This is a genomic window from Emcibacter sp. SYSU 3D8 (assembly GCF_039655875.1).
Classification (GTDB): Bacteria; Pseudomonadota; Alphaproteobacteria; order SMXS01; family SMXS01; genus RI-34.
Window position 1 is genome coordinate 511,337 of sequence record NZ_JBBYXK010000001.1, and the last position, 13,739, is coordinate 525,075.

Genomic DNA, 13,739 nt, shown 5'->3' on the forward strand with positions numbered 1-13,739 from the left:
CAGCGCGGGACTATTCCGCCGCCTTCTTGGCGTTGTATTCGCGCGCCCAGGTTTTCGCTTCATCAGAGCAGGCCCAGTTGATGGCCTGGCGCAGAATCTTGCGGAACGTCTCGTTCTTGTAGGTCGCGGGACCGTCGCCGAACTGCAGGTAGACGATCGGGCTGTTCTTGTAGGTCTTGATCCAGCCCACGAGATTGCTGCTCGGCGGGTGGGACCAGCCTTCGTTGGAGTAGAACTTGCCCTTCAGCGCCAGCGCCGATGAGAAGAAGTTCTTGTCGGTGAATTCCCACGAGCTGCGGAACAGCGGCACGACCGAGTCCTCGAAGACCTCGGACATGTAGACCTCGTCGACGATGTCGAAAGGCTCGATGCCCTCGGTGATCGGATGATTCATCACCGGCGTCACCTTGTGCGGCACGTCGATGTTGTAGCCCGAATCCTGCTTGTCCACGCCGCGCGACTTCATCGGCACATAGAGGAAGTGGCCGCCGACGATCTCGGACCATTCCGGCCAGGCCGGCCAGGCGGCACAGGTATGATGCATGATCACCAGCGGAAAGCCGGCTTCCAGCATGGCCATCACGCCGTCCTTGTAGGACTGCGGCGGCTCGACGAAGCGCGGCCTGCCGTCGCCGTCCGGGTCTCGATTGAACTCGATGCCGGGCATGTCATACATGACGTAGCAGTCGAAGTTCTTGGCGAATTCCGGGGTGAACATCAGCTGGGCGGCCGGATGCTCCACGGCCGAATACTCGATGTCCGGATTGGCTTCGAAAATCTGGTAAAACTGGTCGCGGGCAAACGGATGGCCGCGGGTTACCAGCAGGACCTTCTTCTTGTCCTCGTCCCAGAACGTGGCGCCCGTGGGCGAGGAACGGCCGCTCTCGTGATAATCGGCGGGATCTACGTCTGCCATTTGGTCTTCCCCTTGGATAAATGTCGGTTCGGCTGCAACGCTAGAACAAGCCGCCCAACGGCGCAACCGTCGCCGCCCTATTTCCCCTCGCCACGCCGGCGACGCCGCGCGAGCGCGCGTCCCGCATCGGCGAGCTGCTCGAGAATACCGCTTTCCGCGCCGTCCGGCCTGCCTGCAAGCCGCCAAAGCAACAGCACGACAACCACATAGACCAGCGCGCCCAGCGGCACGTTGAGTGCAAGGGACGGGACCGGATCGAGCGGCAGCAATGACTGGCTGGCGCGAACCACCGCCACCATGGCCGCCCCTGCCAGCAACGGCCGGGCAAACGATCGCAGAACACCGCCGAGAAGGCCCTTGTAGGGTGCAAAGGCGAGGATCATCGAGACGCCCGCCGCGACGATTTCCATGACGGCGCGCACCCCGGCCACCCCTTCGCCACCTGCAAAGCGAAATGCCAGCGGCAACAGCACGGCAAGGCCGGCGACCTGCGACCATGACGCGATATTGGTGGCGCGCTGGCGGCCCTGGGCGGTCAGCAGCGGCAGGGTCACGGTGCGGATGCAGGCGCCCAGCGCCGACAGCGCCAGGATTTCCAGCAGCATCACGCCGCCCGCCCATTGCGGGCCGTAGATCGCCAGGATGAATTCCCGTGCCACCACGTAAAGACCCAGGCTGGAGCCAAACCCGAGCAGCGCGGCCGCGCCCACCGACTTGCGGACCGCGCCGATCATGCGCTCGCCGTCGGCATGGATGCGGCTATAGGCCGAATAGACCACCGGGCCGAGCGGCGCCACCAGCTCGCGGGTGGCCATCTCGGCCAGATTGCTGGCCAGATAATAGAGGCCCAGCATCGCCGGCCGGACAATGCCGCCCAGCACGATCTGGTCGAGCCGCTGCTCCAGGAACCAGGCCAGGCTGCTGAGCGAGGCATGGATGGAAAACGCCAGCATCTCGGCCCGGGCGCCCAGCGAGAAGCGCGGGCGATAGGGATGCATGACATAGCTGGCAACGAGCTGGGCGACCGCGCCAGCCAGCCAGCCGAGGATCAGCGCCCAATAGCTGCGCCAGACGATGGCAAGCGCGACGGTGACCGCGAAGCCGGCGATGCGCGGCCAGAACTGCAGCCAGAATTGCCGCCCGAACCGGAAATCCCGCCGGAAGTCGGCGGTGCCGATATTGCTGAAACCGGCAATGGCGGTGGACAGCGCGGTCACCAGCAACACGCCGGTGATCCGGCCATCGTCGAAATACAGCGCCGCCAGCGGCGCCATCATCACAATGACCAGCCCGGCAACGAGGCCCAGCATCACGTTGATCGTCCACGCGGTGTCGTAGTGAACCCGCTGCGGGTCGGGGTGCCTAATCAGCGCCTGCGCCGACCCCGCCTCGGTCAACGCCAGCACGAAGCCCGTCGCCAGTACGCTCATGGCGACGAGGCCGAAATCGTCGGGCGTCAGCAACCGCGCCAGGATGATGGTGCTGACGAAACCCAGCAGCCGCATGGACCAGCGCAGACCGATCATCCAGATCGACCCGGCCAGCACCTTTCCGCCCATGGGTTCTACATCGCTGGACATGCGATTCCGCGCGTAAGCGTTGTCATCAGGCGATGATGGCTGCGCCCGTCCCGATAAACCACCGTCAATAGGACTTGGGCAATCCCAGCACCCGTTCGCCGATGAAGTTCAGGATCATGTGCGGGCTGACGGGCGCGATGCGGCCCAGCATGCTCTCGCGCAGATAACGCTCGACGTGGAATTCCTTGGCATAGCCGAAACCGCCATGGGTGAGCACCGCGTTCTGGCAGGCGGTGAACCCCGCCTCGGCCGCCAGGTACTTGGCGGCATTGGCCTCGGCGCCGCAAGGCTCGCCACGGTCGTAGAGGCTGGCCGCCTTCAGCACCATCAGGAACGCGGCCTCGAGTTGCATCCAGTCCAGCGCCAGGGGATGCTGGATCGCCTGGTTCTTGCCGATCGGCCGGTCGAACACGACGCGTTCGCCGGCATAATGCGCCGCCTTGGCCAGTGCCGCCTGCCCCAGGCCGACACATTCGGCGGCGATCAGCACCCGTTCGGGATTGAGGCCGTGCAGCAAATATTCGAAACCCCTGCCCTCCTCGCCGATCAGATCCTCCTCGGGCACCGGCAGGCCGTCGATGAATACCTCGTTGGAGTCGACCGAGGCACGGCCCATCTTGTGAATCTCGCGCACGTCACAATAACGGCGATCCAGGTCCGTATAGAACAGGCTGAGGCCCAGCGTGGGCTTGGCGCATTGCTCGCGCGGCGTGGTCCGGACCAGGATCAGGATCTTGCTGGCGGACTGGGCGGTCGAGGTCCAGACCTTCTTGCCGTTGATGACGTAGCCGTTCCCCACCCGTTCAGCACGGGTCTTGATCGCCGTGGTATTGAGGCCAGCATCCGGCTCGGTGACGCCGAAGCAGGCGCGGTCCTCGCCGCTGATGATGCGGGGCAGGATGCGCGCGCGCTGTTCCCGGGTGCCGAACACCACGACCGGGTTAAGGCCGAAGATGTTCATGTGGACCGACGAGGCACCCGAGAAGCCGGCGCCCGAGCGGCTGATGGCATGCATCATCAGCGCCGCCTCGGTGACGCCGAGGCCCGCGCCGCCCACCTCCTCGGGCATGGCGATGCCCAGCCAGCCGCCCCCGATCACCGCCCGCACGAATTCCTCGGGGAATTGCGCGTCGGTGTCGCGGGCCAGCCAGTAGGCATCATCGAACGGCACGCACAGCGTCTCGATGGCGCGGCGGACGGCTGCCTGCTCCTGTGTCAGCACGAAATCCACAGCCGCCCCTCCCTTCTGTTGACCTAGGCCGCGTAGTTCGGCTTGCGCTTCTCCAGGAACGACTTGATGCCCTCGGACACGTCGCCGTTGGAGACGGCGAGGATCTGGTTGCGGTCCTCCATGGCAATGGCGCTGTTCAGGTCGTTGCCGTCCACATTGGCCCAGAAGCATTCCTTGGTCATGCGCAGGCCCATGGGCGCGGTGGCGATCATGTCGTCGGCCAGCGACTTGCCGGCGGCGACCAGCTGGTCCGCGGGCACCACGTCCGACACGAGGCCGGTGCGCAGGGCGCGGTCGGCATCGATGAAGCGGCCGGTCATGAGCAGCTCGGCCGCTACCGACGTGCCGACGAGGCGCGGCAAGTGGTAGGACGCGCCCATTTCGCAGCCCGACAGGCCGATCTTGATGAAGGCGCAGTTCATCTTGGTGCCTTCGGCGGCGATGCGGACATCGCAGCCCAGCGCGATCGAGAAGCCGCCACCGGCCGCATAGCCATGCAGCAGGCCGATGATCGGCTGCGGGCAGCGGCGCATGCGCATGATGATGCCCGAGAAGTTGCGCTGGCTCTTCATGCCGGTATTGGTGGTGCTGTCGAGCGGCCGTTCCGGATCCTTCATGTCGAGACCGGCGCAGAAGGCGCGTCCCGCGCCCTTCAGCACCACGACGCGGACATCGTAATTGGTCTCCAGGCTGCCGAAATAATGGTTCAGCTCGCGCACGAACTCACGGCTCAGCGCGTTGAGATTGTCCGGACGGTTGAAGGTTACCCAATCGACCGCGCCGTCCTTCTCGATGATCATGTTCTTGTATTCCATGGCTCTTCCCTCTCACTTTCCCTGATAGATTCAAATCGCTTGCACGCCGTCCTTCGCCTCTTTGAGCAGCTTGAGATGGGCGGCGACATCGGTGTTCAGCCCGATCATGGCGGTGCCGATGGCCAGGTGTGTGGCGCCGGCGTCTTTCCACATGGCCGCGCCCTTGAGCACCTGGTCCATGGTGGCGGCAGGCTTGTCGCGGAAGGCATTCTGGAAACCGGTCATGGCCTCCAGCCCGATCTTCGCGGGATCCCGCCCGGCTTTCTCGGCGGCCTTGTGCATGATCTCGAACTGGGGCTTCAGCTGCTCGGGCGTGCCGATGGGAATCCAGCCGTCGCCGATGCGGCCAACCCGGTCGGCGACCGCGTCCGACATGCCGCCGAACCAGATCGGGATCGGCTTTTGCACCGAGTTGGGATTGAGGCCCTGCTCGGCCATTTCATGGAACTGGCCCTTGAATTCGGTGGTCCGGTTCATCCACAGCGCCCGCATGATGGCAATCTGCTCCTCGGACCGCTTGCCGCGATTGTGCCAGTCCATGCCCAGCGCCGTGTACTCGCTGGCCTGCCAGCCGACGCCGATGCCCAGCCGCAAGCGTCCCTGCGATAGCACGTCCACCTCGGCGGCCTGCTTGGCGACCAGCACCGCCTGGCGCTGCGGCAGGATCAGGATGCCGGTGGCAAGGCCGACCTTCCTGGTGCAGGCGGCGATGAAGCCGTAGAGCACGAACGGCTCGTGAAACGCATCATCCAGCTTGTAGGGCGCGAACACGTTCGGATCACCCTTGGGATCGACGCCGAGCACATGATCGGTGGTGGTGATGTAGTCGAAACCCAGTTCTTCCGCGCCCTGGGCAAAGTCCCTGATGGCGCCCGGATCGTTCCCGATCTCGACGCTCGGAAAACTTGCTCCGATCAGCATGGCATCCTCCCCAAAATGACTTTCTCTCTTCCCCGAGGCCGCTACTATAGCCAACACAATCACGAATGCATGCCGGATTCAGCGGCGGGGAGATGCACATGGCCGAGTTCGAGACCGAGGTGGTAACACCCGATGGCAGGATGGGCAGCTTCGTCGCCCACCCCGACGGCGACGGCCCGTTCCCGGCCGTGATCCTGTATATGGACGCGCCCGGCATCCGCGAGGAACTGCGGGATTTTGCCCGGCGGCTGGCCGCGCAGGGCTATTTCTGCCTGCTGCCCGATATGTACTATCGCAACGGCGTGCTGCGCTTCGATTTCTCCATGGACCGCGACAACGCGTTCAAGCTGGTTATGGCGACCATGGCCACGCTGAACGTCGAGCGGGTGATGCGCGACACTCAAGGAATGCTGGATTATCTGGACGCCCATCCCGCCGCCAAGGCGCCCTATGGCTGCGTGGGCTATTGCATGAGCGGCCAGTATGTGGTGGCCGCGGCGGGCACCTTCCCGGACAAGATCGTGGCGACCGCCTCGCTCTACGGGGTCGGCATCGTCACCGACAAGGCAGACTCGCCGCACCTGCTGGTGCCCAACATCAAGGGCGAGATCTATCTCGGCTTCGCCGAGCATGATTCATGGGTGTCCGACGACGTCATTCCGGCGGTGACCCAGGCGCTGGAAGATCACGGCGTGACCTACGAATGCGAAATCCACCCGGAAACCGAGCACGGCTTCTGCTTCCCGCAGCGCCCTGCCTACGCGAAGGACCGCGCCGAAATCGCCTGGCAGAAAATGTCTGAGATGTTCGAGAGGCGGCTGAAGACCTAGCGGGTCGGGCAAACATCGCCCCACGTCCTCCCCCCGCTGTTTAGCACAAGATTGGCGTCGACAAAGTCCGACAGGTGTACTTCAATCACCTAGAGGACAGGAGGCCAATACATGAAGCGGATGAGACTGACGACGCTTGTCGCATTTGCGGCAATGACGTTGCTAGCGGCGTGCGCCACTGAACCGCCCAGGCAGCAAACCGGTGCAGACGCGACCGTGATCAACCGAACCGGGCGGGCCATAGCGTCGATTAGCTATCAGCCTTGTGGCGCAGCGGCGAATGCGTGGATGCAGTTGCCCATGCCAGCCATCCCGCCGCAGACGAGCGCGCCATTCCGGCTGCCCGAAGCCTGCACAAATCTTCGCGCGCACTTCGCAGATGGCCAACTCGCCGGCATGCATACCGGCGTGAAATGGAATTTTCCCTTCACCTGGGTCGTGTCCTAGTCAACGCTCCGGACGGCCTTGACCGACTACGCCCGAATGCGTGATATCATAACGCTATTATTTACAGGGGTTTAACATGACCTATTACAGAAACTGTCTGGTCATGGCGCTCGCAGCGGTAACCCTCGCCGCATGCAGCAGCGGACCGTCCTACACCTATTACCGGGTAAGTTCCCGGTACATGGCTAGCGCGCAGGGAGAGCAGGCGCCCGAAATCATCCCCACTCCGGCCTATACCCAATTCACGGGTTCGGCGCGAACAGTCGCCGTGCGCGCGCCGGATCGTTGCAGTAACGCAACCACCAACCAGGCGACCGGCAATGCTGCATCGGCCGGGACCATTTTGCAGACGAATTGCGGCGTAGAGATGGGCGAGATCGAGCGTGCCCTGACGCGGGCCGGTTACAACGTGATCTCATGGAACGTCCTCGACCGCGAAATGGCTGGCAACAAATCGCCGGTCGAAATCGCCAGCAAGCTGGGCGCCCAGGTCCTGTTCCAGATCAATTCATTGGAAAACTCGCGCAAGACGCTGGGCCAGGATGCTTTGTGGGAGCGAAGCTACTATATGAGCAGCCCCTCCGGCGCCATCGGCCAGCCTCTGTCCCTGGCGCCCGCACAACGCAACCTTGTGGCAAAGAACTACCTGACGGCGATCGAGGCGCAGAGCATTCCCCGGGCCTATGCGGTAACGCTCGATGCGGTTGCCGTCTGGGTACAGACGGGCCAGTCCATCTGGTACTATCGCTGGACCCATTCGCGGGCGCCCGAAGACGCGGCGTCGGGATATAACGTGCTTCTGACCTGCCTGGACGGTGTCTTGAGCCAGTGCCAGACGAACCAGATCCGACGCGCCGTCGCGCAGGCGCCCGGACAGGCAGCGGCCGGTGAAACCGTCGCTGTCAGTATTTCCGAACGGCCCGAGGACGCCGAGCGCGCTATTTTCTCGGAGCTCTACAAGGAGGTGGTCTCCGACTTCGTCACGTCATTCGCAAGGAACAAGTCGAATGCCCGTCCCGCGCCTGCTCCGGCACCCATTCCCAGGTCAGGCCCTGCTCCCGCCCCGAGCCTGCAGAACTGGTGATCATGGAAAGCGGCAGACTTAGACTGGGCCTGCGCGCGAGTACTGCCTGCGTGGCCTTGGGCCTTGCCCTGTGCATCCAAGGAGCTAATGCCCAGCCCTACGCGACCGGAGCCGAGTCATTCCAGCAGGGACGCGACCTGATCGAAGGCGGACGCCCGGGTGAAGCAATTCCGTTCCTGCAACAAGCTGTACAGGCAGCGCCTGGCGATCCCGACGCCCATTATGCCCTCGCCGAAGCCTATTATCGCAGCGGCGACCTGATGAGCGCGCTGACAACTCTCCGGGCCGCGCAGGTCCGGTCAATCGATCCGTCGTTTCGGCAGAATGTCGAGGCAAAAGCGCAGGCTATCGAGACCATGCTCGCCGAAAAGCGCCTCTCATCAACGCGATTGGCACCGACGGACCGCACTGCGGAACCACTGCCCCTGCGAACGCCGGTTTCCGGGTCCGCGCCGCCGGCGGCAAATCCTGCCGCGACGATTTCCGGTTCGGATTTCGATGCCGCCGGCGCAGCCTTGCAGTCCGGTGACCTGGATACGGCACACATCCTGGCGCTGACCGGCTTAAGGACCGATCCTCGCAGCGCTCGAGGCAGCTATCTGTTGGCCGAAGTACTCGTGGGCAAGAAGGATCTTGCGGGCGCGCGCAAGGCGTATGGAGATGCCCTTAGCGGAACGAACCTGCCGGCTTCCCGCAAGGACGAAATCGAACATAAGCTGTTGCGGCTGGAGATTGCGATGGAGCCGGGGCTCGATGGCGATCCAACCCCATCGCCCGTCACGACGCCGGATCGCCTTTCCTCGCCCGTGTCACCAGCGCGGACGGCTCAGGATGGCACCGAGAACAACGCCTATCGTTCGCCGGTCAATGCCGCCGCCATGCAAGCCGCATCCGGAAATGTACCGGGCGCAATCGACGAACTTCGTCGTTATCTGGCAGGCAATCCTTCAGACGCGTCGGCCCGGGTAGCTCTTGCCCGCTATCTGATCGATTCGGGCGACAGTTCATCGGCGCTGGAAGAGCTGGGCAAGGTGATCGCCATCACGCCGGCGAATGACACCGCCCGCGACATGCGAATTTCCATCCTGATGGCTAACGGCGATTATGGCGCCGCGCTGGCCGACCTGGACGCGATCGTCGTTGCCGGCCGCGCGACCGCGACAACCTTCCTCAACAGAGGCGTGTCAAATCAGCAATTGGGCGAACGGACTCTCGCGCTACAGGATTACGATCAGGCAATAGCCATGGATCCGTCGAATACAGGCGTCTTCATCAACAAGGCAAGCGTGCTGATGGAAATGCGTCAGGATCAGGCCGCCATCGACACACTGAGCATGGCGATCGCGCGGGACGGCAGTTCTCTCAAGGCTGTCCTCTATCGCGGCATGGCCTATTTCAATCTAGGTCGCTTCGTGCCCGCCGCTGAAGATTTCGGCAGAGCGCTGGCGCTCGATCCCGGCAATTCCCAAGCATCCATGTACCGGGAAAAGGCGCTGAACGCTGTAAATGAACGCGTGAAGGCCGGAAGGCCGCCAGTCGCGCCCTGAAATAGTCAGCGGTCGATTTGACCTGCCATATTTCCTGGATACGGATGACCGCAGCCATCCGTGACGGCTTATCGACGTCCCATCACACCGACGAGCAGATCATCACCGGAATATCCCGGTCGGTGCGCCGCTGATAGGCGCCGTAGCTGGAGAAATTGGCGACGATGGCGGGCCACAGAGCCTCCTTCTCGTCGGTTGAGGCCTGGCGGCAGTGCATCCTGCGCTTCACCTGGCCGACCTGGATTTCCACATCGGGATGGGCCACCAGATTGTAGTACCAGAGCGGATTTTGCGGCGCGCCGCCAAGCGAGGCGACGAGGACAACGTCCTGTCCAATCGGGTTGTACATCAGCGGAATCGTTCGCGTTTTTCCGGTCTTCGCCCCGGTCATAGTGACGAGGCAGATCGGCGTGCCGTACATGCTGTTCATCAGCCGCCCGCCCGATAGCCGATAAACGAATACGTTGAGCCGCGTGAACAGGCGCATCGGGCCCTTGCTCATCACCGGCGCGACCTTAGGCTGGCTCATTCCTGTCTCCCTGCGACGCCGGAAACGACGCTGGCAGGCATGCCCGCCGCCGTCAAGAACGATGCCGGGAGGAAAGAATCCTTGCCCCGAAAGCCTCGGCTTCGTAGGGTCAGGGCGACCCTTATTGACGCCCGGCCGGATGCCGGGCGTTTGTCTTTGTAGAAGGAGCGCCTCATGGCCACCGCGAAACCCGGCGATACCGTCCAGATCCATTATACCGGCACCCTCGATGACGGCAGCCAGTTCGACAGTTCGTCGGGACGTGAGCCGCTGGAGTTCACCCTGGGTTCCGGCCAGGTCATCCCCGGCTTCGACGCCGCGGTCACCGGCCTGTCCGAGGGCGAAAGGCGCACCGTCCGGATCGAGCCCGAAGACGCCTATGGCGAAGTCGACGAGCGCCTGGTCCAGCAGATCGAGCGGGCGCGTCTCCCTGACCACATCCAGGTTGAAAAAGGCCTTCAGCTCCAGGCGGGACGCGAGGGCTCGCAGCCCATGGTCGTGACCGTCGTCGACTTCGACGATGCCACCGTGACCCTCGACGGCAACCACGAACTGGCCGGCAAGGCGCTGACCTTCGCCGTCGAGCTGGTCAAGATCGTCTAGGCTCCGGACTCACCGACGAACACGCAGCCCGGCCGGCGCGGGCGGGCTGCACCGCCTTCCTCTCGACAACGTGTGAGGCAACAGGGTGGAATCGCGTCACCGGCAACTTTTCTTTAAGTGCTGGTGCGTTAAGTTCATGGAATGAAAACTTTCCGTGCCGCCTCCCCGTTCATTGCCGCCGTCCTTTTCCTCAGCATATCGCTACCGGCATTCGCCGCCGCCGGCGATACCGCGAATGCCCTGCGCGCGCTTGCGCCGTCACTGACCGAGGGCCGCAGCGCAAGGATCGGCGACGCCCCGCTGACGCAGCCCGCCCTGCTGGCAGCGCTTTATGCCCAGCGTGACTACAAGCCGCTGTGGCAATCCAGCGACGACCTGCGGGCGCTGACCGGCGCCATCGCCGGCGTGACCGCGGACGGACTGATACCCGAGGATTATCACCTGACGGCGCTGACCGCGTTGATCGGCACCACGGACCAGCGCAATCCCGAACAGGCCGCGCGGCTCGACCTGCTGGCGACAGACGCGCTCGCGCGCCTTGCCATCCATCTGCATTACGGCAAGACCGACCCCCGCGCGTTCGATCGCAACTGGAACATCAGCGCGCCCATCGCACCCGGCGATTTCCTCGAACTGGTCTCAGGGGTGACGGCACAACCCGACATGGTGGCCGCGGCCAGGGGCCTGGCGCCCCATCACTGGTTCTACGGCCAGCTCAAGAAGGCGCTTTCGGCGCAGCGCGCCCACGTCGCCAAAGGTGGCTGGCCCACCACCGAATCCGGCGAGACGCTCAAACCCGGCATGACCGATCCGAGGGTAGCGGCGTTACGCACCCGGCTCGCGGCATCGGGCGAGTACACCGCTCCCGCACCCGCCGACCCCGACCTGTACGACGACGGCCTCGTCACGGCGGTCAAGCGATTCCAGGAACTGCACGGCCTCGACACGGACGGCGCGGTGGGCAAGCGCACCATCAGCGAACTCAACGTCACAGCGCAGGAGCGGGTCGATCAGGTCAGAGTGAATCTGGAGCGCGCCCGCTGGGTGATGAACCAGATCGGCGACGAATTCGTCATCGTGAACATTTCCGGCTTTCATCTCTATGTGATCAAGGATGGCGTGCCGGTTTGGGACAGCCGCGTGGTCGTCGGGCGCACTTACAGACAGACCGAGATGTTCAAGTCCAACATGCGAACGGTGGTGCTCAACCCCACCTGGACCGTCCCGCCAACCATCCTCAAGCAGGACCTGCTTCCCAAAATCGCCCGGGACCCGTCCTATCTCGCCTCGCGCAACATGCGGGTGGTGGACGGCAGCGGCGCCAGGGTCGATCCGTCGACCATAGACTGGCAGCAGGCAAGGCGGCGGTTTCCATACAGCCTCGTGCAGGGGCCGGGACCGGATAACGCGCTGGGCCGGGTGAAATTCCTGTTCCCCAACGAATATGCCATCTATCTGCACGACACGCCTCACCGCGAGATATTCAGCCGCGCCGACCGGGCCGCCAGTTCGGGCTGCATCCGGCTCGAGAACCCGATGGAACTCGCCTATTACCTGCTGGCCGGCGACGAGGACTGGCCGCGCGAGCGCATCGACGCCGTGCTGGCGGCTGGTAAACTCCAGAACATCGTGCTCAAGCAGCGGCTGCCCATCGTCATCATGTACTGGACCGCCCAGCTCGACCGCGACGGGACCATGCGTTTCTTCCCCGATTTGTACGACCGCGACCCGCCCGTCTTGCGGGCACTGGGCACCGAACCCAAGGCCTGATCAGGAGGTCAGGAGCCATGACGGGATTTTACCAGCAGGATCTGGGCTCCAGTTCCGAGGCGACGGCCCGCTTCGGTGAATTCGGCTTTTCTACCGGCCGCGCCGCGTTCGTGGCACGCAAGGGTGCCGGCTAGTGGGAACCGGCCCGCACCCGGGGACGTTTCTCAGGTACAATCAACAGCCCCCTGAGAGGACGCCTTGAGAGCTTTCTCGAGACACCCGACCCTTGCCAACGCGCTGGCCGACTTCATCCGTGACGAGAACTTCCCCTGTGTCGGCGCCAAATCCGCGCTGGCGCGGGCGCAAATCACCGTGGTTGAGGCAGGCGACCTGCGAGACGATTCGTCCGATCAGGCGATCCTGCGCACGCTCTATCATTTCATCGCCCGCTACAGGGCTGATTCATCCCTGTTCAGCAGCTTCGCCGTGGCTTTCGAAGGCCCCGGCGATCTGGATGAAGTACAATTCGAGGAAGTCCTGTGGCAGCGGCTTGCCGCGCTCCACCAGGTGGATTCGCTGTGCTACGACTGGAGCCCGGAAGTGAGCCCTGATCCGGTATCGCCGCGTTTCGGGTTCAGCCTTGGCGGCATGGCTTTCTTCATCGTCGGCCTGCATCCCAATGCCAGCCGGACGGCGCGGCGCTTTGCCCATCCGGCCTTCATCTTCAATCCGCACGAGCAGTTCGAGATCCTGCGCGCCGATGGCCGTTACCAACGGCTGAAGGATGTTACCGTCACTCGCGACAGCGCGCTCGACGGCTTCCCCAACCCGATGCTGGCTGAACATGGTAGCAAGAGCGAAGCGCCGCAATACAGCGGCCGTGAGGTGGGACCGGACTGGCGCTGCCCGTTCCGGCCCGTGTGAGGACGCCATGATCAACGTTATACCGCCGCGCTCGGGCACGGCATTCGAACTCCGGGCAGGCGAGCGCCTGAAAATCATCGACCCGAACGGCGAACAGGTCTCGGACCTTGTGGCCTTCAACCGCCATGATACCGCCGAGGCCATTTCGAATGGCCGCACATTCGATTATCTCAACAAGATATTCATCGGCGCCGGCGATCCCGTCTATTCCAACCGCAGCCGTATCCTGTTCGACATCCTCGAGGACACGGTCGGACGTCACGATTTCTTGCTGACGCCCTGCTCGGCAGACACGTTCCGCATCATCTACGGCCACGACCATCCGCACCGCGGCTGCCTCGGCAATCTCGCCGAAGCATTGAATCCCTACGGCGTCGAGACCGACCGCATTCCCACGGCGTTCAACGTGTTCATGAACGTTCCCATCGACGGGCAGACAGGAGCACTCAGCGTCGAGCCACCCCTGAGCCGCCCCGGCGACCACATCCTGATCGAGGCCCGCATGGACCTGCTGGTCGGGATGACCGCATGCTCGGCGGAACAGTCCAACAACTACGCTTTCAAGCCGATCCACTACGAAATCCTGCCCGCCGTCTAGCGGC

At 63.7% G+C, this 13,739-nt stretch carries 14 protein-coding genes; 8 read left to right on the forward strand and 6 right to left on the reverse strand.

What is annotated here, in order from left to right; genetic code table 11:
- Positions 1–10 precede the first annotated feature (10 nt).
- From WJU21_RS02535 to WJU21_RS02555, 5 genes are all read right to left on the reverse strand, one after another.
- The gene (locus tag WJU21_RS02535; RefSeq protein WP_346321802.1) at positions 11–916 is read right to left on the reverse strand and encodes a ThuA domain-containing protein; all 906 of its coding nucleotides are present in this window, start codon (positions 914–916) and stop codon (positions 11–13) included.
- Positions 917–993: 77 nt separating this feature from the next.
- The gene (locus WJU21_RS02540; protein WP_346321803.1) at positions 994–2,496 is read right to left on the reverse strand and encodes a lipopolysaccharide biosynthesis protein; all 1,503 of its coding nucleotides are present in this window, start codon (positions 2,494–2,496) and stop codon (positions 994–996) included.
- A gap of 64 nt (positions 2,497–2,560) precedes the next feature.
- Positions 2,561–3,727 carry an acyl-CoA dehydrogenase family protein gene (locus tag WJU21_RS02545; protein WP_346321804.1) on the reverse strand — a complete coding sequence of 389 codons (1,167 nt, stop codon included), beginning with the start codon at positions 3,725–3,727 and terminating at the stop codon, positions 2,561–2,563.
- Positions 3,728–3,750: 23 nt separating this feature from the next.
- Entirely contained in the window at positions 3,751–4,542 is a 792-nt protein-coding gene (locus tag WJU21_RS02550; RefSeq protein WP_346321805.1) for an enoyl-CoA hydratase/isomerase family protein, read from the reverse strand.
- Positions 4,543–4,572: 30 nt separating this feature from the next.
- The gene (locus WJU21_RS02555; protein WP_346321806.1) at positions 4,573–5,463 is read right to left on the reverse strand and encodes an LLM class F420-dependent oxidoreductase; all 891 of its coding nucleotides are present in this window, start codon (positions 5,461–5,463) and stop codon (positions 4,573–4,575) included.
- Between the two features lie 98 nt (positions 5,464–5,561).
- On the opposite strand from WJU21_RS02555, the gene WJU21_RS02560 reads away from it, so the two are divergent.
- From WJU21_RS02560 to WJU21_RS02575, 4 genes are all read left to right on the forward strand, one after another.
- The gene (locus tag WJU21_RS02560) at positions 5,562–6,293 is read left to right on the forward strand and encodes a dienelactone hydrolase family protein (RefSeq protein ID WP_346321807.1); all 732 of its coding nucleotides are present in this window, start codon (positions 5,562–5,564) and stop codon (positions 6,291–6,293) included.
- A gap of 111 nt (positions 6,294–6,404) precedes the next feature.
- Positions 6,405–6,740: a hypothetical protein gene (locus tag WJU21_RS02565; protein WP_346321808.1), complete on the forward strand. Its 336-nt coding sequence runs from the start codon at positions 6,405–6,407 to the stop codon at positions 6,738–6,740.
- 103 nt (positions 6,741–6,843) lie between these two features.
- Positions 6,844–7,824, forward strand: coding sequence for a hypothetical protein (locus WJU21_RS02570; protein ID WP_346321809.1), 981 nt, complete (start codon positions 6,844–6,846; stop codon positions 7,822–7,824).
- Between the two features lie 2 nt (positions 7,825–7,826).
- The gene (locus tag WJU21_RS02575) at positions 7,827–9,371 is read left to right on the forward strand and encodes a tetratricopeptide repeat protein (RefSeq protein WP_346322441.1); all 1,545 of its coding nucleotides are present in this window, start codon (positions 7,827–7,829) and stop codon (positions 9,369–9,371) included.
- 82 nt (positions 9,372–9,453) lie between these two features.
- Here the strand turns inward: WJU21_RS02575 and WJU21_RS02580 are convergent, their stop codons facing one another.
- Positions 9,454–9,900 carry a nitroreductase family deazaflavin-dependent oxidoreductase gene (locus WJU21_RS02580; protein ID WP_346321810.1) on the reverse strand — a complete coding sequence of 149 codons (447 nt, stop codon included), beginning with the start codon at positions 9,898–9,900 and terminating at the stop codon, positions 9,454–9,456.
- 174 nt (positions 9,901–10,074) lie between these two features.
- On the opposite strand from WJU21_RS02580, the gene WJU21_RS02585 reads away from it, so the two are divergent.
- The 4 genes from WJU21_RS02585 (at position 10,075) to WJU21_RS02600 (ending at position 13,735) form a co-directional block, all read left to right on the forward strand.
- Complete coding sequence (locus WJU21_RS02585; protein WP_346321811.1) at positions 10,075–10,503, forward strand: peptidylprolyl isomerase; 429 nt, start codon at positions 10,075–10,077, stop codon at positions 10,501–10,503.
- A 141-nt stretch (positions 10,504–10,644) separates the two neighbouring features.
- Positions 10,645–12,273 (forward strand): L,D-transpeptidase family protein, encoded by a 1,629-nt coding sequence (locus tag WJU21_RS02590; RefSeq protein ID WP_346321812.1) that lies wholly within the window; start codon positions 10,645–10,647, stop codon positions 12,271–12,273.
- A 198-nt stretch (positions 12,274–12,471) separates the two neighbouring features.
- Positions 12,472–13,137, forward strand: coding sequence for a guanitoxin biosynthesis heme-dependent pre-guanitoxin N-hydroxylase GntA (gene gntA / locus WJU21_RS02595; protein WP_346321813.1), 666 nt, complete (start codon positions 12,472–12,474; stop codon positions 13,135–13,137).
- 7 nt (positions 13,138–13,144) lie between these two features.
- On the forward strand, positions 13,145–13,735 hold the full coding sequence (locus tag WJU21_RS02600; RefSeq protein ID WP_346321814.1) for an urea carboxylase-associated family protein: 591 nt from the start codon (positions 13,145–13,147) through the stop codon (positions 13,733–13,735).
- Positions 13,736–13,739: the final 4 nt, after the last annotated feature.